At 49.7% G+C, this 24,839-nt stretch carries 23 protein-coding genes; 13 read left to right on the top strand and 10 right to left on the bottom strand.

Translation table 11 applies throughout. The features are described from left to right. Nucleotides 1-493: 493 nt before the first annotated feature. The 10 genes from GX135_02275 to GX135_02230 form a co-directional block, all read right to left on the bottom strand. Nucleotides 494-1,291, bottom strand: a complete 798-nt coding sequence (locus GX135_02275) for a ZIP family metal transporter (GenBank protein NLN84915.1) — start codon at nucleotides 1,289-1,291, stop codon at nucleotides 494-496. Further along, nucleotides 1,288-1,485, bottom strand: a complete 198-nt coding sequence (locus GX135_02270; protein NLN84914.1) for a hypothetical protein — start codon at nucleotides 1,483-1,485, stop codon at nucleotides 1,288-1,290. The genes GX135_02275 and GX135_02270 overlap by 4 nt, the downstream gene beginning before the upstream one ends. A gap of 168 nt (nucleotides 1,486-1,653) precedes the next feature. Next, on the bottom strand, nucleotides 1,654-2,472 hold the full coding sequence (locus GX135_02265) for a peptidylprolyl isomerase (protein ID NLN84913.1): 819 nt from the start codon (nucleotides 2,470-2,472) through the stop codon (nucleotides 1,654-1,656). Between the two features lie 35 nt (nucleotides 2,473-2,507). After that, nucleotides 2,508-3,248 carry a UDP-2,3-diacylglucosamine diphosphatase gene (locus GX135_02260; protein NLN84912.1) on the bottom strand — a complete coding sequence of 247 codons (741 nt, stop codon included), beginning with the start codon at nucleotides 3,246-3,248 and terminating at the stop codon, nucleotides 2,508-2,510. Nucleotides 3,249-3,261: 13 nt separating this feature from the next. Further along, nucleotides 3,262-3,933, bottom strand: a complete 672-nt coding sequence (locus GX135_02255) for a DUF4159 domain-containing protein (protein ID NLN84911.1) — start codon at nucleotides 3,931-3,933, stop codon at nucleotides 3,262-3,264. Next, complete coding sequence (locus tag GX135_02250; protein ID NLN84910.1) at nucleotides 3,933-5,312, bottom strand: PQQ-binding-like beta-propeller repeat protein; 1,380 nt, start codon at nucleotides 5,310-5,312, stop codon at nucleotides 3,933-3,935. Before GX135_02250 ends, GX135_02255 begins: the two co-directional genes overlap by 1 nt. 4 nt (nucleotides 5,313-5,316) lie before the next feature. Continuing rightward, the gene (locus GX135_02245) at nucleotides 5,317-6,399 is read right to left on the bottom strand and encodes a radical SAM protein (protein NLN84909.1); all 1,083 of its coding nucleotides are present in this window, start codon (nucleotides 6,397-6,399) and stop codon (nucleotides 5,317-5,319) included. A gap of 16 nt (nucleotides 6,400-6,415) precedes the next feature. Then, entirely contained in the window at nucleotides 6,416-7,294 is an 879-nt protein-coding gene (locus tag GX135_02240; protein ID NLN84908.1) for a glycosyltransferase, read from the bottom strand. A 27-nt stretch (nucleotides 7,295-7,321) separates the two neighbouring features. Then, nucleotides 7,322-7,792 carry a transcription antitermination factor NusB gene (nusB, locus tag GX135_02235; GenBank protein NLN84907.1) on the bottom strand — a complete coding sequence of 157 codons (471 nt, stop codon included), beginning with the start codon at nucleotides 7,790-7,792 and terminating at the stop codon, nucleotides 7,322-7,324. A 2-nt stretch (nucleotides 7,793-7,794) separates the two neighbouring features. Then, a complete protein-coding gene (locus GX135_02230; protein ID NLN84906.1) occupies nucleotides 7,795-8,256 on the bottom strand; it encodes a 6,7-dimethyl-8-ribityllumazine synthase in 462 nt (153 codons plus the stop codon). 186 nt (nucleotides 8,257-8,442) lie between these two features. On the opposite strand from GX135_02230, the gene GX135_02225 reads away from it, so the two are divergent. From GX135_02225 to GX135_02165, 13 genes are all read left to right on the top strand, one after another. Continuing rightward, a complete protein-coding gene (locus GX135_02225) occupies nucleotides 8,443-8,916 on the top strand; it encodes a PTS sugar transporter subunit IIA (GenBank protein ID NLN84905.1) in 474 nt (157 codons plus the stop codon). Beyond that, a complete protein-coding gene (locus GX135_02220; GenBank protein NLN84904.1) occupies nucleotides 8,867-9,829 on the top strand; it encodes a PorV/PorQ family protein in 963 nt (320 codons plus the stop codon). Before GX135_02225 ends, GX135_02220 begins: the two co-directional genes overlap by 50 nt. A gap of 17 nt (nucleotides 9,830-9,846) precedes the next feature. Beyond that, nucleotides 9,847-11,976 carry a glycine--tRNA ligase subunit beta gene (locus GX135_02215; protein NLN84903.1) on the top strand — a complete coding sequence of 710 codons (2,130 nt, stop codon included), beginning with the start codon at nucleotides 9,847-9,849 and terminating at the stop codon, nucleotides 11,974-11,976. After that, the gene (gene pta / locus GX135_02210; GenBank protein ID NLN84902.1) at nucleotides 11,954-12,955 is read left to right on the top strand and encodes a phosphate acetyltransferase; all 1,002 of its coding nucleotides are present in this window, start codon (nucleotides 11,954-11,956) and stop codon (nucleotides 12,953-12,955) included. The genes GX135_02215 and pta overlap by 23 nt, the downstream gene beginning before the upstream one ends. 24 nt (nucleotides 12,956-12,979) lie before the next feature. Beyond that, nucleotides 12,980-14,182, top strand: a complete 1,203-nt coding sequence (locus tag GX135_02205; GenBank protein ID NLN84901.1) for a pyridoxal phosphate-dependent aminotransferase — start codon at nucleotides 12,980-12,982, stop codon at nucleotides 14,180-14,182. Nucleotides 14,183-14,200: 18 nt separating this feature from the next. Further along, entirely contained in the window at nucleotides 14,201-14,416 is a 216-nt protein-coding gene (locus tag GX135_02200) for a hypothetical protein (GenBank protein NLN84900.1), read from the top strand. A 99-nt stretch (nucleotides 14,417-14,515) separates the two neighbouring features. Further along, the gene (locus tag GX135_02195; GenBank protein ID NLN84899.1) at nucleotides 14,516-15,550 is read left to right on the top strand and encodes a phosphoribosylformylglycinamidine cyclo-ligase; all 1,035 of its coding nucleotides are present in this window, start codon (nucleotides 14,516-14,518) and stop codon (nucleotides 15,548-15,550) included. Nucleotides 15,551-16,219: 669 nt separating this feature from the next. Beyond that, the gene (locus tag GX135_02190) at nucleotides 16,220-19,273 is read left to right on the top strand and encodes a TonB-dependent receptor (protein ID NLN84898.1); all 3,054 of its coding nucleotides are present in this window, start codon (nucleotides 16,220-16,222) and stop codon (nucleotides 19,271-19,273) included. Nucleotides 19,274-19,338: 65 nt separating this feature from the next. After that, nucleotides 19,339-20,139, top strand: a complete 801-nt coding sequence (locus GX135_02185) for a MotA/TolQ/ExbB proton channel family protein (GenBank protein ID NLN84897.1) — start codon at nucleotides 19,339-19,341, stop codon at nucleotides 20,137-20,139. 11 nt (nucleotides 20,140-20,150) lie between these two features. Next, nucleotides 20,151-20,624, top strand: coding sequence for a biopolymer transporter ExbD (locus tag GX135_02180; protein NLN84896.1), 474 nt, complete (start codon nucleotides 20,151-20,153; stop codon nucleotides 20,622-20,624). Between the two features lie 9 nt (nucleotides 20,625-20,633). Then, nucleotides 20,634-21,059 carry a biopolymer transporter ExbD gene (locus GX135_02175; GenBank protein NLN84895.1) on the top strand — a complete coding sequence of 142 codons (426 nt, stop codon included), beginning with the start codon at nucleotides 20,634-20,636 and terminating at the stop codon, nucleotides 21,057-21,059. Nucleotides 21,060-21,072: 13 nt separating this feature from the next. After that, nucleotides 21,073-21,723 (top strand): energy transducer TonB, encoded by a 651-nt coding sequence (locus GX135_02170; GenBank protein ID NLN84894.1) that lies wholly within the window; start codon nucleotides 21,073-21,075, stop codon nucleotides 21,721-21,723. Nucleotides 21,724-21,742: 19 nt separating this feature from the next. Continuing rightward, on the top strand, nucleotides 21,743-24,838 hold the full coding sequence (locus GX135_02165; protein ID NLN84893.1) for a hypothetical protein: 3,096 nt from the start codon (nucleotides 21,743-21,745) through the stop codon (nucleotides 24,836-24,838). Nucleotide 24,839: the final 1 nt, after the last annotated feature.

Here is a 24,839-nt window from a genome sequence, read left to right as displayed (position 1 = left end):
TTTAATCATAAAGAGTTCAAACGATTATCGCTTTGGCCGCTTTAAAACTTTTAGCTGCGTTTCTTTGAAGTCAATCCGGCAGGTTTTGCCATGAGCACCACGGCGTAATGCTTATGGCTTTTTTCACCTAAACTCATATAAACAAAACAAACACTTTTTTGTCAAGTAATTTTATGCATGGATGACCCCATTTACAAAGATGTGAATGATTAGCTCAGCAAAAAAACTCAACTTCCGGAGACCATTTTGAAGTCTTTTTCAGGAATGATACAGAAATGAAGGAAATGTTTGCTCAATTCACCGAACACCTTGGTAGGGAAATCCCGGACTCCAACCCCTTTCCTGCTTCCTTCTTGATTTCAGCTCTGCTCTTCCTTTACTGATCCTGCTGACCCTCCCGAGCTTTTATCGGGGGGCTTTTGGGAGGGACACGTGTGGCTGCTCTGTTGGAATCAAGAAGGAGGCGGGCAGGATGGCGCGGAAAAGGGAAAAATTAACCCAGAGCCACATCCAAGAGCATCATCACGGCAAAGCCCAGCATCACGCCCAGCGTGGCAAGATGTGAGTGTTCACCGCTTTGGGATTGGGGGATAACTTCTTCCGCAACCACAAAAATCATGGCGCCAGCGGCGAAGGCAAGTGTATATGGCATAACGGGTTGAGCCACCATTACCATGGCAGCGCCCAAAAGGCCGCCCAAGGGTTCCACCATGCCGGAGAATTGACCCCAGAAAAAGCTTTTCCCGCGCGACATACCTTCACGGCGAAGCGGGATGGAAAGCGCCGCTCCTTCGGGCAGATTTTGAATGCCTATGCCCAAGGTGAGCGCAAGCGCTCCAGCCATCGAGGCTGAAGGCATTTCGGAAGCCGCCGCTCCAAAAGCCACACCCACAGCCAGACCTTCAGGGAAATTGTGAAGAGTGACCGCCAAAAACATGAGGGTGGATTTTCCCCAGGGGGTTTTCAAACCTTCGGGGTGGTCTTCGCCGTCCTTTTTGTGAATGTGAGGCAACAAAACATCAATCAAACGCAGAAAAGCGCCGCCCAAAAGAAAGCCGATTACAGCCGGGAGGGGATTGCCACCGCTCAGTTCGATGGCTGGAGCCAACAAAGACCAAAAACTTGCCGCAATCATCACACCGGCGGCAAAACCCAACATGGTGTCCATCACGGAGGGTTTGATGGATTTGAAAAAGAACACAAAAGCGGCGCCCACCGCGGTTAAAAACCAGGTGAAGCCTGTGCCCAGCAGAGCCAGCAGGATGGGATTTGATTCTGGAAGCCAGCTCACGCGTAGAATTTCTCGATAACTTCCAACATTTGTTGGATTACGGCGTTGGCGTCATCCACATCCAGAGTGCGTTTGTCACCATTGTCGAAAGTTAACACCACATTGCCCAAAACCTTGCTTATTTCACGGATTTTGGGAATCACAATATAGCTCTTGCCAAGTTGTTCATCATCATAAGTAAAAACGGCTTTCATCATGTCTCCAGTGTTTTATAGGACTTGACCCGCCCATCCGGATTTCCCGGGTTAATTCGGAAAAATCCGGATAGGAGGTCAGATGGAATGACGCTTCAGCGATTGCCAAAAAAAGAGATTATTATAAGTCTCCAAGCTATTGGCGTGGAGCGTATTCCGGGAAAAGGTTTATTTTTTATCCAACTGGATGGAATTGATAAAGGCTTGGTTTCCAACCTGGGGATTGTCGTTTTTATCGCGGGGCAGGCTTTCGATTTCATGCACCACATCCATGCCTGAAAGAACCTTGCCAAAAACGGTGTGTTTTCCGTCCAGCCAAGGGGTTCCGGGCTTTTTGGTAACGATGAAAAACTGGCTGCCATTGGTGTTGGGGCCGGAATTTGCCATGCAGATGTAGGAATAGAGCACGGGTGCCAGGAGAATCTGCTTGTATAAAGGTTCGCGGCGGCCGGTGCGCTGCAAATACCATTCAACGGTTTTGCCATAAATGGGCTCGGGGCCGTTTTGGATTTGCACCTGTTGGACGATGTCGAAGATATCCTTTTGGGGGTCTTTGGCGGTCTGCATGTAGGGAATGATGACCTCGGTCCAAATCAAGATGGCGGTTTCTTCGTCTTTCACCTCTCCGGTAACCTGCTCGCCGGCGCCATAGCATTCGTCTTCAAATTTGTAGCCGGGGCCTCCCTGACCGTCGTTGCTGCGGTCATCATCCTTGGTGTTGGGGTCACCGCCCTGAATCATGAAATCCGGGATAACGCGGTGGAAATAGGTTTTATCGTAGAAGCCTTCCCCGGCAAGTTTGAGGAAGTTTTCCACGGTTTTGGGAGCCAGGTTTGGCCAGAGTTCCAGCTCGATTTCTCCCAGGTTTGTAACAATGGTGGCAAATTTGGGTGGTACTTCAGGTTTCACTTTAATCTCCTCTTTGACCTCTCCGGCGCGCTTGAATCCATTGGTTTGGCAATTCAGCAGACTGAGACTGAAAGCCATCATCAGCATCACCAGAGCAATCTTCTGATAGGTTTTTAACATGGTTTATCTCCTTGTTCATGATAATATTTGAGGCTGATTTCGCCATCGATTATTTCCAGGTAGCTGCGGTGGCGGGTCCAGTCTCCGCTGTTGGCGTAAACTCCGCTGTCCATCCGCATTATTTCGGGTTTGTGGGAATGTCCCATGCAGACGATGTCATAACCTTTACGCTTGACCTTATAACTCGCGTGATGCTCCAAGCCTTCACTCTTTTTTCTTTGCATGAGGGCAGGAACCTGTCGGAAGCGACTGGAACGAGAGAGTTTGGCGCCCAGACGCAAAGCAAATTCCGGGTGGAATAAAGAAAAAATCCCCTTGCTGATGCGGAGGCGGATTAAGCCGCGTAAGATTTTGTAGCGTATATCGTTATATGTGTAAAGGTCGCCATGCGTGAAATACATCTTTTTTCCATCCGCGTTTATCACGTGGGATTGGTCGCGGACGATGGCGTTCAGGTGTTTACTGAAAAAGTCGTTGAACCAAAAATCGTGGTTTCCGCTAATCATCACGAGTTTGCAGCCGTTTTCGCTCAGTTCCGCCAAGCGGTGTAAAACGGGAAAATATTCCTTGATGATGAGGGATTTCCAATCGAACCAGAGGTCGAAAATATCGCCGTTCAGCACCAGCAAATCGTATTTACCCACAGATTCTTTCAGGAAAGATTGGAAAGCGCGGGCGTTTTCCCGGTCGGCGGCGTCCCAGGGCGCGTATTTTAGATGTACATCCGAAACCACACAAATGCGCATCTCAACCCCGGGTCAGCAGATAGTAGATGATGTTGCAGCCAAAGCGCAGCGCGGTTTCACGCAGCTCGGGCGGGTCCTTGTGGGTGTCGGGGTCTGCCCAGCCGTCGCTGATGTTGGTTTCGTAGGTGTAAAAACACATGAGGCGGCCATTTTCGTCGAAAATCCCAAAAGCTTGGGGCGGTTTTTCGTCGTGCTGGTGTATTTTGGGAAGGCCGGCGCCAAAATCGAAAAAACAGGTGAACAGAGGGAAAGTGCCGTCGAGTTCCACCAGTTCATATTCAGGAAAGACGCGTTTGATTTCACGCCGGAAGGAAGCATCCATGCCATAATCGTCATCAGCATATAAAAATCCACCGCGCAACATCCATTGGCGTAGATTTTCGATTTCACGGTCGTCCCAGCGGATATTTCCATGACCCGTGAGATAAACAAAGGGATATTCGAAAAGCTTTGCGTCGCTTGCTTTTACCACGCCCTGGTCGAGGGGAAAATTCGTGTTCAGAGTGGAATTTACAAAGCGCGACAGGTTTGGCAAAACTTCGGGGTCGTTATACCAGTCTCCCCCACCATCATATTGCAGCCGTGCAAATCCAGTGCGGGACACATTTCCCGTCACGGCAACAAGCGTGGCTGCAAAAAACAGCAGTAACAGAGCTAATATCTTGCGTTTCATCAATTTGTGATATTCAAATCCAATCGGATGAGTGAGTTTCCACTTGCCAAGTAAAGACAGCGGTTTTGGAGGTCGTAGCTGGAGATGAATTCAAGCTCTTTTGCCAGCGCAAACTCATCCATGATGCTGCCGCTGTGATTGTCCAGCACGGCAATACCGTGTTTTTGCGGGATGAGAGTAACGCTTTTATCCAGGCGCATATCCTGGCTTTGGGTAATCTCGATGGGTTTGAGTCCGGTGCTGTCCATCATCTTGGCTTGGATTTCTTTTTCCCAGATGATGCTGCCCTGTTGGTCCAAACCCAAGACTTTGCCATTTTCCAAGCCCGCCTGAAGGCTGTAAACCGTTTTTAAAAGGCTGGTGACTTGGGCATCAAAATTGGCTTCCCAAAGCGGGTCATTGTTGCCGGATTTGTAGGCGCGAAGAGTGTTTCCGCTTGCCACGTACACTGTATTTTTGTTGAAAGCGGGGGCGGCGGTAATCTTTTGCGGTAAATCCACACTCCAAGCCACATTCAGCTCGATGGAGCGGGCGGGAGTATTGACCGCTTTTCCGATGTTTTCGAAAATTTGGGCGGTTTTGGGCTGAGTCTTTCCGGTTACCCAAAAACGGACGCGCATGAAGGCGTGTTCCACAACACCCCTGCCTCCGAGCGCCATATATAAAATTGCCACAACCGTGCCCAAAAGCAGGATGAGGGTGCTGATTTCCAGCTTTGTGAAACGGCGTTTGCGGGGTTTTTCCAAAGCGGTTGAATGTTTGAGAATCAGCCACAGAGCGGGGCTGGCGTTTTGGAAGGATTCAATCAAAGGTCTCAGGCTGGAGGCGTCGGCATTGCCGCCACAGACGTTTTCCGCAATTCTGCCCGGAAGAACTGTCAGGATTTCGTTTTCGTCCAAACGGAATTTTTGGGGTTTGACCTGGATATCCTCATCCAGCAAACCTAAAAGATTCAATCCGCGCAGAGGTTGAATGTGGTGGTTTTTCCAGTTTTTGCCGATGCTTTTCAGCTTTTTCCCTTCGGTGTGAACGCAGAAAATACGGCCGAATTGGACAAAATAGATGTCGTGATCAAAGCTCACGGCAAAAAAGAGGGAGAGTCCTTTTTCGCGGAGTTCTGTGCGGCGCAGGCTGGCATGAAGCTTCCAATGGAAATCGTGGAAAAAGGTTTTCAGCCAGGATTCGATTTCCATCTTTCCTATTTCCAACACTTTGGCTGCCATTATTTCCAGTTTTACCATCGCCATGATTTCTTCGAGAGCCACGTCGTTTTCTTCATGCGCGGCGCAGAGAAACCAGCCATAACGACCATCCTTGGAGGTTTGAAGCTCGCAAATGCTCTGCGGAGGCCGGGAAAACTTACTTTGCAGGGTAATCATTATTTTAATTCCACCATTTTATCATGCTGCGCCAAAAGACGCGAGTGAGCGTGGGTAAATCCATCAGCATATTTGTGTAGGCAGCGTTTGCCAGAGGACACCAACACTCCTTTTTGTGGATGCTGCGGCGCTCCAATACCGCTTCGCGGTCAAACCAGATTTTGCGGAAATTATAGTTGTTTTTGCGCAGGTTTCCCAAGGGATTTGCCTTCACGCAACAGCTCCAGAGGTCTCCATCAGGCGATATCTGCGCTGAGGCAACTCCGGAATAGCAGGGCAAAACCTGGCGCTCGTCCCTCATGATGCGCTTCACGAGGTTGTAATATTCAATCCGAAACGCCATGGTAATCTTGTTCATGCCCTTGTAGCGCGTGTTTTTGATGCTGTGAATCAGGTAGTCGATGGCGGATTTGTATTCCACCAGACTGGGCGTGATTTGCAGCCCCATGGTATCCAGTTCCACCCGTTCCTCAGCGATTTCAGTGATGTAGGAATCCGGTTCCAAACGCATCAAACCGCTGGCGATGGCGGGAAAACTGTGCACGTTGAAGCGCGAAATCACAGTGTGGATGCCCACGGCGAGATTTTTGATGCGCAAGGCTTTCAAACGCTTGAGAGTGGAAAGGGCTTTTTTGTAGTTGCCGGGAACGTTGCGAATTTCGTCGTGCTGGCTTTCCAAGCCGTCCAAGGAAATGTTAATAATTATCTGGCTTTTGGGGCAGGCACGCGCGATGGCAGCGGTTTTTTCCACAATGGTGGAGGTGAGAATTCCATTTGTGGGAATATTAATGATGCGCGGGCGCGAGGCTTGATAAATCGCGGTCACAATTTCGGTGATGTCACGTCGTAAAAAAGGCTCACCGCCGCTGAAGGTTATCCAATATGGAGCGCGTCCTATTTTTTTGAAGGTTTTGGCATATTCTTCAACGCTGAAATTGCGCGCTTTCTTTTTCCAAACATTGCAGGTGCTGCAGCGGGAATTGCAGCTATAAAGCAAGCTGACAGTATAGCTTACGGGTAAAATACGCGGGAAGCCGATGTGTTTCATCAGCCAAAAACCTATCATTTTGAAAAGCAGTGAAACCATCAGGGAAGCCACTCCATCATTTTTTCAAATCCTTTGTGGAGCGAGCGATGTCCCAAGCGAAGGGGTTCTTTCCTTTAACGTGGAAATCCCAGGAGCCCAGTAGGCGACAATACATCTCCAAAGCCATGACGGCAAATACTTTGGGCGCTGAGGCGGGAAATTCCAACAATTCCGCCAGCAGAATCCTGAAAAGGGTGCCGCCATCCTGGGAAATCACGCTGTAATCCTGATGACGCTTCAGCCAGAGATGTCCGTTTTGGATGCGGCGGCGCTGTTTGATGAAATCCCTCAGGTTCAGCGGTCCCTTGTTATTGATGATGGCGTCTGGAACGTATCGCAGTTCAAGACCTTCGGAACGAACAATCGCCTCGATGCTGGCTTCATCCACAGCGGATTCGGCAGGGATGGAATCCATCAATTTGCGAAAAGCTATCATTTCCCCCAGTTTGGGCGAGATTAGAGCCATGCGATGATGCAAACGCCAGAGCAGATGCACCGCGAAGCCCATGAAAGTGTTTTGCGGGTTAACAGGCAAAGGCCTGCCACCACTGGCGCCCACTTTAGGGTCCAAAAAGGTGAGAGCAAGCTTTTCAATCGTTGTGGCTGCGGGAATTACATCACCGGAAATCACAATCAGGATGGGCGATGAAGCCTGCGCGATAAAGAGATTAATGGCGCTGGATTTGCCTTCGCGCTTGGCTTGACGGATAAGTTTTACCCGGGGTTCGCTTTGGGCAAAGGTTTCCACCAGTTCGTCCGTGCCATCTGTGCTGGCACTGGAAACCACGATGATTTCCGCTATTTCGGCACGGTTCAGCTTTTGGGCACAGAGTGCCTTGAGCAGCGGAATGATGTTCGCCGCTTCGTTGTGGGCAAAAACTCCCAGTGAACAAATTAGCTCGTCTTTTTTCAAAATACCGCCTCAGCCTGACAGGCCGTTGATTTTTTCCCGAGCGCGCATTTCTTTGTTAACAGAATCCAGCACGCCGTTTAGAAAAGCCACGGAACCCTCGCCACAAAATTTTTTGGCAATCTCGAGGGCTTCGTTAATCACCACCGGCGGTGGTGTGCCAGTGAACATAAGTTCGTAAACCGCTATATTCAGAATACTTAAATCCATTTTGGAAATGGCTTCCAGACTCCAGTTTTCGCTGTGTTTTTCAATTTCAGCCTGGATTTGCTCCAAGTTTATCACCGTGTTTTTAACCAAATCGTCGGCAAAATCCACCGCTCTCGCCTGGTTTTCAAGCTTGTCCAATTCTGCCACCTGAGCCATCAAATCTGGATAGCAGCTCAGCATCTGATATTCACGAAATTGCGGGTCAATCTCTTGAAAATCCAGAGCGTAAAGGGTTTTGGCCGCAAGTTCGCGGGCTTTGCGCCGCAGTCCCAAGGTTAAAATTCCGCCATCAGGTTCAGCATTTCCAAAGCCGCGCTGGCAGCAGCGAAGCCCTTGTTCCCAGCTTTGGTGCCGGCACGTTCCAGCGCCTGCTCGATGGTGTCAGTGGTTAAAACACCAAAAATCACGGGTTTGCCTTGGCTCAGCGCGACATGCGCCACACCTTTGCTGACTTCGGCGGCGACATAATCAAAATGTGGGGTTCCGCCCCTGATGACAGCGCCCAGGCAGATGACGGCATCGAATTCTTCCTTGGAGGCGGCTAATTTTGCCACCTGCGGAATCTCGAAGGCACCTGGCACCCAGATGGTGGTGATTTCCTCTTCCTTCACTTCGTGCCGGCGGAGGCAATCAAGCGCTCCTTCCAGCAGTTTTGTGCTAATCAGCTCGTTGAAACGGCTCACCACCAGGGCGAACCTGTAACCTTTTGAGGTAAGCTTACCTTCTATAGCTTTCATTATGTTAGCTCCTTTTTACAAGGATTTTTTTCAAGATATGCCAGATTATTATAAGCCCGGAATCAATCAAGGAAAATCTTTGCCGGGAACCCGAAAATCCATTTTTGAAAAGCGGGCGGCAAAATTTGGTTGACACAATGCCGCCGCCCAAAAAGCATGCCAATCACTATGGAAAATGCTGTGAAAATTAACGGACTCTTTGAGCCCGAGCTTGTGGAAATCATTGATGGCTTCCCCTCCAAGGCGGAATGCCTCGAATATCTGTGTTCCATTTTGGCGAAGAGCGGGTGCCTGAACAGCCCAAAACGCTTTTTGGACGCCGTGAACGGCAGGGAAGACATTATGAGCACAGGCATCGGCAAAGGTGTGGCCATCCCCCACGCCCGCGACCTCAGTGTAAGCTGCCTGAAAGCGGCAGTCTGCCTGTTGCGTAACCCCTTGGATTTTCAAAGTGTTGACGACCTTCCCGTGCATTTGGTTTTCATGATAGCCGTCCCTCAAAACTCGGGCAAGGAATATATGAAAGTTCTGCGCGCCATTTCCGAACATTTGCGCGAAGATGCAAACCGCCAAGCCCTGATAAACACAAATAACCCAGCGGAGCTCCACCATGAAGTTCTTAAAATTCAAGACCTTATTTCTGGCAGTCTGGACGCTTAGCGCCTGCCTCCTTTTCGCGGGAGTGAATGAAAACGCTGGCACCACAGGCTTTGCCAGCCTTAAAAATGTTCATTCCGCCCGCGCCATTGCGATGGGACAATCCCTCACCGGAGAAGCTGGCAGTCCCGACGGGCTGCATTTCAACCCCGCTTCCATCCTAAAAATGCAAGCCAACGAGGTTGGCAGCACCTTCACCAGTTCCTTTGTGGGTTCCCAGGGTGGTCAAATCCAATTTCTCTGGCCCAAAAACCGTTTCACAGCCTGGGGTTTTGCCCTCAAATATATGAATATGGGCTCCATCGAACGCACCGAAATGGATCAACATGGAAACCTTGTTTCAACCGGAGAATACTTCGGCGCCAACGACATCGTGGCTTCTGCTTCCCTGGCAAAATACATTTCCGACATGGTGGATGTGGGCGGCACATTGAAGGTGGTTTACGATCAAATTGATGATAAAAACGCGGCGGCGGCGATGATGGACTTGGGGCTCATGCACCATCCTGCAAATGAAAAACTGAAGGTTGGTGTCAGCGTGCGCAATCTGGGTTTTCAGCTTAAAAAATATTCCGAAACAAGTGGCAGAGAAGATTTGCCCCTCACTTTTGCAGCGGGACTCAGCTTCCAATTCAACCCTCAAGCCAAGGGAAATTTTGAAATTGGCAAAGCCACCGGAGAAAACATCGTGGCAAAGCTGGGCGTTGAATACGAGCCGCATCCAGCCTTGGATATCCGAGCCGGATTCCGTTCCAGCGCTTCAGACGGCTATACCGGCGGCACATTTGCCCTGCTTTCAGGATTTTCCCTGGGAGCCGGCTGGAAATGGAAAAACTACCGCGTGGATTATGGAGTTGCTTCCTACGGAGGCCTTGGATTGTTGAACCAACTTAGTCTGAGCATGACGCTGCCTTAAAAACAGGGAAAACAAAGATGCGGGATTTTTTGCTTGAAATTGGAATGGAGGAAGTGCCTGCCACTCAGCTCCGACCTGCGGTGGACTATATCCTCTCCTCCTTCGAAACCCTGGCCCGCGATTCCGGCTTGGAATATGCCAAAGTTCAGGCAAGTTCCAGCCCCAGACGTTTTTTCCTGCTGGTTTTTGGACTCCAGGAAAGGCAGGAAGATCTTGCCGTCCATAAAATCGGCCCCGCCAAGAAGATAGCCTTCAACGAAGCCGGAGAGCTCCTGCCCCCCGCCCTGGGTTTTTTGAAAAAGAACAACGCCAAGCCTGAAGACATCGAAATCGAAAGCTCCGCACGCGGCGAATTCATCGTTTTGAACCAAATCCAAAAAGGACGCCAAACCAAGGCCATTCTCCAGGAATGGATTCCCAGCCTCATCAGCCGCCTTCCTTTCGATAAAACCATGGTGTGGAATGATTCCCACCTCGCTTTATCCCGTCCTCTGCGCTGGCTTTGTGTGCTTTGGGGCGAAGAAATTATCGAACTGGAAATCGCGGGAGTGAAGAGCGGAAGCTTCAGTTTCGGCAACCGCTGGCTCGCCTTGGACAAACCTTTGAAGATAAACTCCCCGCAATCATATCTTGATATTTTAAAAGACAACCGCGTTTTGGCCGACCGCAGCGTCCGGCGTGAAAAGCTGCAAAATGAACTTGCCAGTGTGGAACTGCCTGCCGGGCATGAAATTGCGAAAGATGAGAACCTGACCGACACAAATACAGACCTCACCGAATCTCCAAGCGCGGTGGTGGCAGAATTCAGCCCGGAATTCCTCTCCCTGCCCCAAAGAATTATCAGTTCCACCATCAGCCAAAACCAGAAATACTATTGGGTGCGTGACGCAGAGGGAAAACTGAGCAACACCTTCGTTTTTGTGTCCAATGGTGACCCGGCTTCTGCCGAACTCATCCGCAAAGGCAACGAAAAAGTTGTCTCCGCCAGGCTTTCCGACGCTTTGTGGTATTTTGAGGAAGACACCAAAAAGCCGCTGGAAGAATGGCTGCCACAGCTTGAGGAAGTGGTTTTTCAATCCCAACTGGGCTCAATGGCGGATAAAACCAAGCGCATCATCCAAATCGCGGAGCATATCTGCCAGAAGCTGGGGCTTGACGAAAAAACGACTGAGCTAACCCTCCGCGCCGCAAAACTTTGCAAAACGGATCTGGTTACAAACATGCTGGGCGAAAAAGAATTTACCAGATTACAGGGCTACATTGGCCAACAATACGCGCTGGCGGCTGGGGAAAATCCAGACGTTGCGCAAGCCATCGGAGAGCACTACCAGCCAAGAGGTCCGAACGATACTTTGCCTGAAAGCGTGATTGGCGCTGTGCTTGCGGTTGCCGATAAACTGGACAGCGTTTCCGGTATCATCGGCATCGGCCAGGCTCCAACTGGTTCCGCAGACCCTTTCGCGCTCCGTCGCGCCGCAAATGGTGTGGTACAGATAATCGTTCAGCGAAACTGGAATCTGGATTTTTCCGAAATCCTGGATTTTTGCCTCGGGCTCATCAACAAACAAACCCAAACAGTACCCAGTGCCGCGGCAGACCTGCAGGCATTTTTCACCCAGCGGGTGCATTGGCTGCTCAGCCAGCTTAAACTGGACTACGACGTAATCGACAGCCTGAAACACCTTTCCCTGGGAAACCTTTCCGATCTGAAAAATCGAGGTCTCGCGCTGCAAAGCTACCGCGGACGGGATGACTTTCTGCGGCTGGTGATTGGGTTCAAACGTGTGGCAAACATCATCAATGAAGAAGACGATCTGCCACTTTTGGACGAAAGCCTTTTTGAAGAAGCCCCTGAAAGTGAACTGCACGCAGGATTAAAAAGCCTGCACACCCAAATTGACGCCAGCCTGAATAAAAACGATTATCATGAAGCAATCGCAAGCCTGGTGGAATATGGCGCCAGCATCGACGCCTTTTTCGACGCTGTACTGGTGAACTGCGAAAACCCAGCCTTGCGCAAAAACCGACAGGCATTGTTGCGGGATGTGAAAAAAGAATTTCTGCGTGTTGCAGACATCAGCAAACTGGTGATAGATAATGAAAACGTAAGGAATATAGAAAACAATGGACATAATCACAGAACTTAGAGCCAAAGCCAAGCCCCTTGAAGGGCGCATTGTACTGCCTGAAAGCCTGGACACCAGGACACTTCAAGCAGCAGACATAGTTATGCGTGAGGAAATTGCGGACATCATCCTGGTGGGCGACCCCGAGGCAATCAAGTCTCGGGCAGAGATTCTGGATCTCGACATCAGCCGTGCCACCATCTACAATCCAGCAGATTTCAGCGAAATCGACAAATTTGCAGACTATTACTATGAACGCCGCCGCGAAAAAGGCATAACCCGCGAACAAGCTGACCAAACCGTTTTGAAAGAGCTGTTTTTTGGCGCCCTGCTTGTGAAATTTGGCTACGCAGACGGAATGGTTGCCGGAGCTGAAAGCACCACAGCCGACGTCATGCGTGCCGCGCTCCAAGTTGTGGGCGTAACCCAGGGTGTAAAAACGGTTTCCAGCTGTTTCATCATGGTGGTTTTGGATTATCTGTGTCAAGACAGAGTATATTTCTTTGCGGATTGCGCGGTGGTGCCCGATCCCGATGCTGAGCAATTGGCTGATATTGCCATCAGCACAGCTTCCACCCGCAGAGCCATTTTGGGAGACGAACCAAAAGTGGCGTTGCTTTCTTTTTCCACCCGCGGCAGTGCCAAACATGAAAAAGTGGAAAAAGTTCAGTTGGCAAAAAAGATTCTCAGCGACCGCAAGGTGGATTTCGACTTTGACGGTGAATTGCAGCTCGACGCCGCCATCGTGCCCCACATTGCCAAAATGAAAGCTCCGGACAGCAAAGTTGCCGGAGACGCGAATACCCTCATTTTTCCAGACCTCCAAGCTGGAAACATCGGCTACAAGCTGGTTCAACGCTTCGCGAAAGCAGAAGCAATCGGCCCCATCATCCAGGGATTGGCGTCACCCGTTTGCGACCTCTCCCGAGGCAGTTCCCGCGAAGATATTGTGAATACCTGTGTCCTGGTGCTGCTGATGGCAAATAAAAAAAATAAATAAAATATAGAATATAAGGAAACCCAAATGGCGATCAAAATCTCCAACCGAATCAAGTTGGTGAAACCCTCACCAACACTTGCTCTCTCCGCCCGAGCCAAAGAAATGGCAGCGGCAGGACACGACGTCATTAATTTTGGCGTGGGTGAACCCGATTTCGACACACCCGAATACATCAAAAAATCCGCCCATGCAGCGATTGACGCGAACTTCACCCGCTACACGGCAAACGCGGGTATTATCGAACTGCGTAAAGCCATCTGTGGCAAATTCAAACGCGAAAATGGCTTGGATTACGACCCCAAACAGGTTCTGGTTTCTCCCGGCGCGAAAGCTTCCATCGTGAACATTCTCATCGCGGTTTGCGACGCTCAGGACCAGGTTTTAATTCCCGCCCCATATTGGGTCAGCTACCCTTCCCAAGCCATGTTGGCGAATGCCGAACCCGTGATTATTCCTACAAAAGAAGAGAATTCCTACAGGCTCACGGCGGATGAACTGCGCCACGCCATCCAGGAAAATCCCTGTGCCAAAGTGTTGATGATGAACAGCCCCAGCAATCCAACCGGGACGGTTTACACTCGTTCCGAACTGGAAGCGCTTGCCCAGGTTTGCGTGGAACACGACATCCTGGTAATCTCCGACGAGATTTATGAACGCCTTGTCTATGACGGCATCGAGCATGTTTCCATCGCAGCATTGGGACCCGAAATCAAAGAACGGACTGTGATTGTGAATGGGGTTTCCAAAGCCTATGCCATGACAGGATGGAGGCTTGGCTATGCGGTTGGTCCAGCCCACATCATTGCCGCCGCTGGCAGAGTTCAGGCCCACGCCACTTCCTGCGTGAATTCCATCACCCAAAAAGCCTGTGTTACCGCTCTCGATGAAGAAGATGATTCCATCGAGAAAATGCGCGCTGAATTTGAAAAACGCCGTGATTTTTTGTATCAAGAACTCAGCAAACTCCCCCACATCAGCGTGTTCAAGCCCCAGGGCGCGTTTTATATCATGCCAAACATCGATTGGTATTTAAAAAACAACAATCTGGGCATCACAACCAGCGGTCAATTCTGCGAAGCCCTATTGGAAAAACACTACGTGGCCTTGGTTTCCGGAGAGTCTTTCGGAATCGACAGCAATGTGCGCTTTTCCTATGCCAACAGCATGGAAAACCTCCAAAAAGGTGTTCAGCGTTTTGCCCAGTTCCTCAGCGAGCTGCGCTCATAATATTCTTTTGGAACAAACATGACTGATGTTGATGAAAAATATCGGGAACGCTGGCAAGACAAGCGAAAGAAGACCTACGACTGGAAACGCCTGGTCATCATGGTCTTGGCGTTAATCGCTATCTTGTATGCGCTGCACCGGTTAGATAATGTTGGGAAAAGCGATGAACCAAAGGTGGAATTCGTTGACCCCGGCAGCGAACAAAATGAACCAAATCCGGAAGGACAGCAATGAAGGTTTCGGATTTCAGCTTGACTGGGCTGTTTAATTTGGAAATGGCGGGCTTGCAGAAAAAGTCCGCCACTTCCGTGATTTGGTCTTGAGCACAAAGCAATGAACGACAAAAAACTGGATTACCGTAGCGCCGGAGTGGACATCCAAGCTGGCGAACAAGCCGTTGACAGCATCCGCGACCTGGCAAAAAGCACCTACAACCCAAACGTTTTGAGCGACTTGGGCAGCTTTGGCGCCCTCTTTGGGTTCAACAAAGAAAACTTCGCGGACCCCGTTTTGGTGGCCAGCACCGATGGTGTGGGCACGAAACTGCGTGTGGCAATCATGGCCGAACGTTATAACACTGTTGGCCAGGACTTGGTGAACCACTGCGTGAACGACATCCTGGTCCAAGGCGCAGAACCGCTTTTCTTTTTGGATTACATCGGTCTGGGCAAAATGGAGCCCGAAATCGTTCGCGAAATCATTTCAGGCATGGCCAAGGCCTGTCGGGAAAATGGTTGCGCCCTGATTGGAGGCGAGATGGCGGAAATGCCCGGATTCTATCAAAGTGGGGATTTCGACCTGGTTGGAACCATCGTGGGCGTGGTGGAAAAATCGCGTCTTTTGCCGGCTGGAAGAATTAAAAAAGGAGATATCCTTGCGGGAATTCCAAGCAGTGGACTTCAAACCAACGGATATTCCCTCGCCCGCAAGGTTGTGTTCGAGCGGCTGGGATTGGGCGTGAACGATTTTGTGCCAGAGCTTGGCGCAACGGTTGCCGACCTGCTTCTCAGCGTGCACACCAGCTATCTGCCGCTTTTGAGACCCCTGCTTTCCGATACACGCTTGCATGGTTTGGCTCACATCACCGGCGGAGGAATTCCCGGAAACTTGAAACGGATAATCCCGGAAGGTCTCTGCGCCTACGTGAGCTATGCCGACCACGAAATCCCGCCACTATTCAGATGGTTGCGGGAAAGCGGCGATTTGGACCGCGAGAGCATGTTGGAAACCTTCAATCTGGGCATCGGCATGATAGCTGTGATCGATCCAGCCTTCGCTTCAGAGTTTATACACGCGACTCAGGCACTGGTCATCGGAGAGATTGAGGAATGCCGCACTCCGGAAGACAAAGTTATTTTTATTGACTAATGGCGGCTTAAAGACAATCTTTTGTTACTTTCCCAACTGTTTTTCCCGCCTTGCTTTTAAGCTTTTTTCTTTGGTCTCATTTGCCAATTTCAATTCATGTTTACCGATGGATATATTCCATTCTTTTATGAAAAAGGGTGTAAACTGCCCGTTTTAGTCAGGACAATTTCTTGGTTCTTGGTCACTGCCTTATGTATCCCTTATGTTTTCCTTATGTTTATTAAGGCATTCTTATGGCACATATAAAGTTACGGCTTCATTCATGCGTTTTCAACTGGCTCGTTCCAAGAATAGTGTGATAAATTTGAAACACAAGCTGGTTCAATCAGCGTGCATATCAGGAAACAGAATTGATTCTATCGGTCATGCAAATTTGTTTTTTATGATTTTAAAAGATTGTCACAGGTGAAACAATGCCTTCATTTTCTTCGGGAAGGGTGGAAACTTTTGCCATATTAGGGTTTAGAGAGGTTCTGGAGATTGGCGCATTCGAACTTGCCCCGTTAAAGAAATCAGCCCAGAAGCTGAATCCAACAAAAAATGCTTGACGTTTTTGGGACAGCCAGATAATCGCATCCAACCGGGGAATAATGCTGTTCCGATTGGCTTGTTTCCTGTATATCAGATAGTTAAAGATTATTAAAGCCATATAAGAAGGGAGGTTTTTCGATGCGAAAAACTTTATTTATCCTGCTGTTTCTCAGCCTGTTTTGCTTAACCTTTTTGGACGCCGCCACCACTGGCAGGCTCTCTGTCCGAGTTCGTGACAGCCAAGGAAAGGCAATTGAATTTGTGAACGTTGTTGTTATGCGTGGCAGCCAGCGTGTCACAGGCGGACAGACTAATTCCAAGGGCACCGCCATAATCATCAATATTCCGCCGGGAACCTATTCGGTTCGTTTTTCCCTGATCGGCTACGACACTATTTCTTATAATGACGTCCGCATCCAGGTTGACCAAACCACCAACCTTTCCCCTGTGATGAAAAAAGCCGGGGTAACCCTTTCCACGGTTGTGGTCACAGCGGAACCGGACAAAGTTGGTAAAGACCGCACCTCCAGTGAACGCCAAATTGAAATGGACCGCATGAGCGACGTCTCGGTTAGCGACGTTGCCGGCATTGTCGCGCTTCAAGCTGGCGTGAGCAACATTGGTGGCGAGCTTCATATCCGAGGCGGCCGTGCCAACGAAATCAACTTCACGGTGGACGGAATGAGCGTTTCGGACCCGGTTGACGGTGGCAGCGCACTTCAGGTGGATACAGACGCCATCAGCGACATGAAGGTGATGACGGGAGGCTTCCCAGCCGAATATGGCAACGCTCAAAGTGGTGTTATCAATATCGTCACCAAGGACGGCGACCCATTTTATTCTGGAAAAATCGAGTATAATACCGACCATATCATCGGTAGCGGCCGCAATTCCGACGTGGTTAAATTTGCCCTGGGCGGCCCCATCTGGCCATTTGGAGGCGAAAACCTGCGCGAACGGCTCACATTTTACATCAACGGTGGTGGTGAATGGCTCGATGGGCGCATGAAAGATTATTACATTGCCGACCCCATGAACGACTACCTTTTCTTCGATGAATACCACGACGCTTGGCGCCAACTTCTGGAATATGAATACCCCGTTAACAATCCTTATGAGGATCGGACGAGGTTTTTGGGGCTGGATTTGGGTCATCGAAACTACAATGCCTACAACGTGAACCTGAAGACAAAATTTGTACCCAGTGCCACACAGCGCTTCACGCTTGGCGCGAGGGGAGATTTGAACGTTGATTACCCCTTCTCCTGGGGCAATCGCTATGCTTTGGATTATTATGCGACATCGCATACCGAGCAAAGACAATATATCGGCACCTACGATCATGTGTTCAGCAGCACCATGAACCTGAAACTCAAGGGGAGTTATTACCAAAAGAACAGTAACACCGGCCCCAGAGGAATCGATAGAGACAATTATATCTACATGAACATTGATCCGGAAAACCCCGGTGTGGACTATGTGGATAACGTGCTGCAAGGCTACCAGGGCTGGGATACAGTCGACCACGACAGTGATGGTGTTTTTAGTCCAGACTACGACGGCGACGGTCAAAGCGACGCTGAATATTTCCCCGCTTCTTTTTGGACCTACCGTATCGCTGGCGTGGAAGATCCACGCACCATCACAGGCTTTGCCCCTCCCGGAAGCATTTATCAATTCTATCAGGATGACATGACAACTTCCATCAACACCCGGGCAGATTTTGAATGGCAAATTAACGAAACCCATCTGGCAAAAACCGGACTGGAAGTTATTAAACACTCCATCAAAAAAGACCAGCTGCAAAGCTTCCTCACCATCTACGAAGATCGTTTCCAGGCAAGCCTGAAGCGCGTTTGGGACGGAATGGCAGGTTTTGAACCTGTTATAGATGAAGACGGCAACGTCACAAACGTGCCGGTTGAATTATATGATATGTATTTAACGGACGACGGCGTCGCAATCCCGATTTACAAACCGACAGATTACTATCGTGCTGCGAAGGAAGCCTCCGGAAAACGTGACGGTTATCAAGCCGATCCCTGGCAGATGGCATATTATATCCAGGATAAAATGGAATGGGAAGGCATGATTGTGAATGCTGGCCTGCGTTTTGACCTCTGGTATCTTGGCACAAAATATAAAGTTCTGCAAGACGACGCCACCTACCGAACCGTGGATTTTGACCCCAGCGAAAGGCTGCAGTTGATGGTTTCACCCCGTTTGGGTGTTTCTCACCCCATCACCGATCGCGACGTTTTGCGTTTTGCCTACAACTATCAAAACCAACTCCCTCAGATGCAATACATCTTCACCTCAAAAACGCCGGCTGATGCCAACGTTTCAGACCAGACGGTGACAGTTGGAAATACGATTCTGGAGCCACAGATTACTGTGACATATGAAGTTGGGCTTTCCCACCAGCTTTCAGATGACTATGTGGTGGATATGACCGCTTACTACAAAAACCTCTATAACTACGTGAGCACAGTAAAGGAAACCAAACCAGGGGAAGAACAGATTTTCTGGTATAAATTCATCTCCGAAGACTATGGTTCCGCCCGCGGTATCGACATCCAGTTGGAGAAATTGCTCTCAAACTTTAACACCTGGAGCGTTGCATATTCGCTTGCCTGGGCACATGGTAACAACTCTTCCACCGTCATCCAAGACGAAGCTACAAACCTGAGGGAATTTCCTCTGGATTGGGACGTGCGTCACAACCTGAACCTGAACTACACTTTCCGCATCGGACGCGGGGAAGAATTCTTTGTGCCTTTCACGGATTTCATCCTGCCTTTGGACGACTTTAGCGCGAACATCAACTGGAGCCTTGCATCCGGCTCTCCATATACTCCTCAAAGCATGGTTGGAAGCAGTATGCTGGATACAAATAGCGCCCGCAAACGCTTCACCCACCAGGCAAACCTGCGCCTCACCAAAGGAATCTCACTTTCCAACAAGATGAATATCAGGTTGTTCCTGGACGTGGAAAACCTTTTCAAAACCAAAAATATCCTCTCCGTGTATCCAAAAACCGGAAATGAATATGAAACCGGGGAAGACATTTCGGATCCAAACACGAACTACACCTATGCCGAACACCAGTTTGTGTATGACAAATATATCCGAAACCCCAGCATGTATAACGATCACCGCGGCGTCACTTTTGGCGTCTCGTTTAACTTTTGATAAATCCATGGAGGAAAACCAAAATGAGAAATAGCTTCTCGAAAATACTGACACTCATAATGCTGATGAGCCTGTTGCTGGTGGGAATTGCCTTCGCGCAAGAAGCCCCAGCCGAGCAGGTTGGCGAAGACGCCGTTGAACAAGTTGAAGAAACCGTGGAAGCTGCTGCGCCCGAAGAAGCGGCAGTTCCCGAGCAAGCCGTCGAAGAAATTGAACAGAAATCCGGCATCAGAGGCGTGGCTGAATTCTTGTTTGGCCGCTCATTGGTGAAGGAATTTGTGGACGGTGGCTGGGCGATGTGGCCCATCCTCTTTGTTTTGATCTATGGCCTTGCCTATTCCATCTGGAAATTCATCTCACTCATGTACGCGAAAGTGAATCTGAACAAATTCTTGGCAGAAGTCTTGCCCTTGATTAAGGACAAGAAAATCAAAGAAGCCACAGAATTTGCACAAAAGACACGTGGTCCCGTGGCAGCAGTTGTGTATGCTGGTCTTTTGAAGACGGATCGTGGCATCGACGCGGTTGAAAAGAACATGGAAAACGCGGCAATGATTGAGATGTCATACTTGGAAAAAGGCTTTGTGGAAATGACCTCCACCATCACCCTGGCACCCATGCTTGGATTCTTGGGAACAGTGGACGGTATGATTGTTGCCTTTGATGCCATCGCGAAAGCACGTTCAGTGGACGCCACCATCGTTGCGGACGGTATCAAAATCGCGCTTATCACCACAAAATACGGTCTGATTGCCGCTATCCCCATCCAGCTTTTCTATAACATCTTCACCACCATGGTGGACGGACTTGTGATCGACATGCAAAGAGCCTCAGAGAAGGTCACCGAAGCCCTCATCGAGTCCTGATAGGGGGAAAAATGGAAGTCACCCGTAAAAGAAGGCGAAAAGTCGAGATCCCAACGGCCTCGACTGGCGACATTGCCTTCCTGCTGATCGTCTTTTTTATGGCGACAACAAAGTTTGACGTCAAAGAAGGCGTGAAGGTTCAGCTTACCAAAGCAGTTGACCAGGCACAGCAAAAAGCTTCGGAAATCAAGCTGACGGACAAAGAGATGACCAGAATCGACATCATGGAAAACGGACAGCTGAGCATCAATGGAGCAGAGCCGATCACCATGTCGGATGCAGATCTGGACAAGCGTATCCTGGAAAAGATTGAGATGCGCGACGGTCTGAATAAGATGGAAAAAGATCCAGTGCTGAGATCCACGAAGATGCTGTTTTTGGTTAAAACCGACCCCGAAGCAAACTATGAACACATGGTGAGAGTGGTGGAGCGTTTGGTCACCTATCGTGACCGGGCGCTGATTTCCATCTCCACCTCAATATAGGAGCAAAGTATGGCCAAGATAATGAAAAAAGACGCCCCGGATGTGAGCATCCCCACCACATCCACTGGCGATATCGCCTTCCTGCTGTTGCTCTTCTTCATGGTCTCCACCGTTTTCGTGCAGGAAAGAGTTTTCTGGGTGCAGAGGGAACGCTTCCCTTCCGCAACTGATAACATCGAACGTATCTCCAGAAATGAATCTGCCACGATCTATATCACGCTGAAAGGAGACATCCTGATCGACGACTTTCCGCGCACCGTGGAAGACAATTCCATCATTAACGCGATGCAAGCCAAGGCGCGGGACATTCCCACCCTTCAAGTTTGCTTTCGCACCGACAGGGAAACGCCCTACCAAAACGTTAGGGACGTGATGATGCGGCTTCAGGATGCCGACACCCGCAATGTTGTCTTTGAAGTTCAAAGAAAACTGTGAGGAGGCAAGAGACATGACAATCGGAAGCCACGACTGGAAAGACCACAGCAACGCGCAATTCAGCAAGTCGGTTGCATTGGCAATCACGCTAATGCTTTTCGCTTTTTTGATTACAGCGCAAGTGGATACCCACAGAAAAAGTGAAAACACTGTGATGGCAGAAATGACTGAAGCGCCACCGGACGAGCGTCAAAAAGAAGAAGACGTTCAGGAACAAGAGATCCATATCGATATCCCCGTCTTCAGTGAAGAGCTTGCCACAGACGCCAGCCCAGAGCTTCAGGAGCAGAGACTCGAAGCCCTGAAAGCTTTTGGCGACATCCAAGCCACAACGAGTACCTCCATCCAATCCGGTGGGGACGACAAACCATTCGACTTTGTTCCCTACGAGGATTCCCCAGTCCCCTTGGGCAGAATCAGCCCAGTTTACCCGGATTTTGCCAGACGGGCAGGGGTGCAGGGAACTGTGATGCTGGCGGTGGATGTCTATAAGGATGGCAGCGTTGGCAACATCAGGGTTGTGAAATCCGTTCAATCCGGGCCAGGAGGCTTGGATGAAGCCGCCATCAATGCCATTCGCGGTTTGCGTTTCCAACCTGGTAAAAGCGGTGGAAACGCGGTGGATACGACCGTTAACATACCTGTCGAATTTAAGTTAAATTAAGATATATTGGGAGTATTGAATGAAGTTTTACAAATTTGCGTTCTGCCTGCTGCTGGCACTCCTGGCAACGGGTGTTGTCCATGCAGCAATGGCAGTTCCTTCTTCAGGCACCAAGAAGCTGGATCTTAACGTTTACCATAACGTTGGAAACATGTGGCTGCGAGTTAGCAACTACGGTTTCTTCGGTTCCGGGGACGACATTGTTCCCCAATATCCATCCTTGGAATATCCAGGTGGCAGCGGATATGACTTCCTCTACCAGGGTGCCCTGTGGTTCGGCGCGAAGAAATATCGACGCGACGATGCCGGCAGGAAACTCTATTGGAAAGCCATAAACCCCAGCGCAGACAGCTCTGGAACCGTCGCTCAAGGAACCCCGGATTGGAGACCTTGGATGAAGCCAGTGGTGGATACCCTTGTAACAGTGGGATTCGATGGTGACTATGATCTCTACGAATTCCTGCCCGCCTACAACCCCCTTGTGGCAGGAAACGCCAACGCGACAGACCTTTACAATGCCTACAACGCATTGGATGGAGTCGCTACAGCCAGCACCCGCTACCAAAAGCGTGGGGTTGATGATGACGGTGATGGTATCATCGACGAAGATGGCGTGGGCTACACATTCCCGCTGAGGGCTGCGGATGAATTGCCCGCCCAATTCAGCAGTTTTGGCGGACTATACATTCACCAAACCCACAACTTTGGCATCATCAATGAGGGATACAACTCCGAAATATGGTTCCCATTGGGATTCATGGAGCTATCCGACACCTCAAACCCCACCTACTGCTTTACAATGCCTTATGATGATGATGGAGACGGACTGATCGATGAAGATGGCGCCCCGGTTTCTGAGCAGGATTTTATTTCCTACTATTACGACTACTGCCCTCTGGGCACAGTTGGAGACAGAGACCTGGGAGGCTCCAGAAGCCGCAACCTCCATGTGCCATTGAACTTGCGCGTTCGCCAGATGTCCTATCAATGGAGCTACGACTACATTAAAAACCTGGTTTATGTGGAATTCAACATCACAAACATGAACATCGCCACTCAGGACACCTTGTTCGATTGCGCCATGGGAATTTACATGGACTGTGACGTGGGTCCCCAGACCATGGGTCCAGAAAAAGCATCCGACGACCTTTCAGGATACGTGAAAGGAACCGGTTATGAATTTGCCTACACCTACGACGCCGACGGCGATGGAGGCTTGTCAACCGGTTTGGTGGGTGCCCGTGTTTGTACACCAGACCCGGAACAGCTCCAATTCCACTGCTGGTATTGGAAGGTTGGTGACGGCCCTGATGATTTCAAACCGTTGAATATGAACTACGCGCCCAAGCGAACGGCAAACGAAAAATATTGGCTTTTAACGGGTAGAAACCCCGATGAAAGCAAATTCGCGCCCCTGCGTCCGGAAGCGGCAGACCAGATGGAATATGAACAGCCATCTCCAACCGACACGCGTTTCCTTTTCTCCTTCTATGGAGACCAAAAAGGCATGACTGCGGCCAGCGATCAATCATGGAACCTTGCACCAGGGAAAACCATGAAAATCGTGGTGGCCGTGTTCCCTGGTAAGGACAAGGAAGACCTCAAGCGTACCGCGCGCTGGGCAAAAGAGATTTACGGCGAGGCCCAAACCCTGACCACGGTTGTTTTGCCGGATACTTTCCCCCACTACAACCCACCTGAACCACCTGAAATTCCAAAGCTTTTTGCTGAAATGTCCAACGGTGGAGATTGCATCGACTTGTATTGGGACAACCGCAGTGAATTCTCTTATGATACCAAAACTGTCAGCAGCGCCATCATAGGATGGCAGCATCCTGGCAGCGCAAACCTCATCCCCGGAATAGACAGCGATCCCAATTCTGTTGATTGGGCAAGCTATCCTTCCGAATTCCACCCCGCGGCTCTTTCAGACACCTTGAGTTACAACATGAACGCCTTGGTTAATCCTTTCACGGCATACCGATTGCGTCACGACTTCCAAGGTTATTCAGCCTGGGGACGTAGCGGCAGTGGCTCACAAGAAGCCTGGACAATGATTGAGCGCTGGGACAAGGTTGACACACCGCAAGACCTGATCGACTATGAAGTTAACTACGGCACTCAACAATTTATTGATTTTGGCGGTTACCTCGGAATCGATAAAGGCCTGCCAAATCCCAACCAATGGAAGAGTGATCTGACAAACGATGAAGCGGCAAATTATTATACCAAATTCACCGTGTTGGACGAAAACTATATGTTCACGAGCAATCCACCGGATCTGTTTAATGGTTGGCCCATCTATAATCCTGATGTGGATTGGAGTGTGGATATTGAAAGACAAGCCCAGGTCATTGCCGATGAATATGCCGGTCTGCCGATTAATACCGTTAAAATGATGCAGGCAAGGCTTTTCAAACACCCCGAAATCCGCAACGAAATCTTTGATGAGCTTTACGACTCAAAGTTGATCCCCCTGCCCGGACACGGTGGCCAGATCTACATACCCAGCAATCCCGATAATCCTGAAGATTATGAGGGCTTGTATGATCTTAAAGACCAACGTTTGGCCCGTAGATACTACCACTCACAGATCTTGTATCCTCCCAAAGGCGTTGAATATTACGTTGCGGTAACAGCCTATGACCGCGGCATTCCTTCAAACGACTTGAATTTCCTGGAAACTGGCCGCGACGCAGATGCCAACATGAAGATTTTCTTCCCCGGCACTCTCGCAAAAGAAAACATGGATAATATTTATGTGGTGCCAAATCCCTACATCGGAAGCAGCACCTTCGACGGCAGACGCCCCAAAGATGAAAAAGGTGATAAGAGCCGCAGACTGTGGTTTGTGAATCTGCCCCAGCAATGCAAAATCAGCATCTACACCTTGGCTGGAGACCTGGTTCAGGAGATTGATCATGATGGAGCCTACAACGCCGATATTATAACGGTGTCCAAGGCTGCAAATCATGGTCTCACCGCTTCCGGTATCCATGATTGGGATCTGTTATCAAAGCATAACCAAATCGTCGCGCCCGGAGTCTATATCTACTCCGTGCAAAACAAGGCCGACAACAAGACAAAAGTCGGCAAATTCGTACTGATTAAATAGG

The sequence above is a fragment of the Candidatus Cloacimonadota bacterium genome (assembly GCA_012522635.1).
Taxonomy (GTDB): Bacteria; Cloacimonadota; Cloacimonadia; order Cloacimonadales; family Cloacimonadaceae; genus Syntrophosphaera.
This window is presented reverse-complemented; position numbering and strand designations above follow the sequence as displayed.

Excerpts from the sequence above, each read along its gene's own strand:
- GX135_02270 (NLN84914.1), bottom strand. The coding sequence starts at position 1,485 with ATGAAAGCCGTTTTTACTTATGATGATGAACAACTTGGCAAGAGCTAT.
- GX135_02265 (NLN84913.1), bottom strand. The coding sequence starts at position 2,472 with ATGGCTTTCAGTCTCAGTCTGCTGAATTGCCAAACCAATGGATTCAAG.
- GX135_02255 (NLN84911.1), bottom strand. The coding sequence starts at position 3,933 with ATGAAACGCAAGATATTAGCTCTGTTACTGCTGTTTTTTGCAGCCACG.
- GX135_02250 (NLN84910.1), bottom strand. The coding sequence starts at position 5,312 with ATGATTACCCTGCAAAGTAAGTTTTCCCGGCCTCCGCAGAGCATTTGC.
- GX135_02245 (NLN84909.1), bottom strand. The coding sequence starts at position 6,399 with ATGGTTTCACTGCTTTTCAAAATGATAGGTTTTTGGCTGATGAAACAC.
- GX135_02230 (NLN84906.1), bottom strand. The coding sequence starts at position 8,256 with ATGAAAGCTATAGAAGGTAAGCTTACCTCAAAAGGTTACAGGTTCGCC.
- GX135_02220 (NLN84904.1), top strand. The coding sequence starts at position 8,867 with ATGAAGTTCTTAAAATTCAAGACCTTATTTCTGGCAGTCTGGACGCTT.
- GX135_02215 (NLN84903.1), top strand. The coding sequence starts at position 9,847 with ATGCGGGATTTTTTGCTTGAAATTGGAATGGAGGAAGTGCCTGCCACT.
- pta (NLN84902.1), top strand. The coding sequence starts at position 11,954 with ATGGACATAATCACAGAACTTAGAGCCAAAGCCAAGCCCCTTGAAGGG.
- GX135_02205 (NLN84901.1), top strand. The coding sequence starts at position 12,980 with ATGGCGATCAAAATCTCCAACCGAATCAAGTTGGTGAAACCCTCACCA.
- GX135_02200 (NLN84900.1), top strand. The coding sequence starts at position 14,201 with ATGACTGATGTTGATGAAAAATATCGGGAACGCTGGCAAGACAAGCGA.
- GX135_02195 (NLN84899.1), top strand. The coding sequence starts at position 14,516 with ATGAACGACAAAAAACTGGATTACCGTAGCGCCGGAGTGGACATCCAA.
- GX135_02190 (NLN84898.1), top strand. The coding sequence starts at position 16,220 with ATGCGAAAAACTTTATTTATCCTGCTGTTTCTCAGCCTGTTTTGCTTA.
- GX135_02185 (NLN84897.1), top strand. The coding sequence starts at position 19,339 with ATGAGCCTGTTGCTGGTGGGAATTGCCTTCGCGCAAGAAGCCCCAGCC.
- GX135_02180 (NLN84896.1), top strand. The coding sequence starts at position 20,151 with ATGGAAGTCACCCGTAAAAGAAGGCGAAAAGTCGAGATCCCAACGGCC.
- GX135_02175 (NLN84895.1), top strand. The coding sequence starts at position 20,634 with ATGGCCAAGATAATGAAAAAAGACGCCCCGGATGTGAGCATCCCCACC.
- GX135_02170 (NLN84894.1), top strand. The coding sequence starts at position 21,073 with ATGACAATCGGAAGCCACGACTGGAAAGACCACAGCAACGCGCAATTC.
- GX135_02165 (NLN84893.1), top strand. The coding sequence starts at position 21,743 with ATGAAGTTTTACAAATTTGCGTTCTGCCTGCTGCTGGCACTCCTGGCA.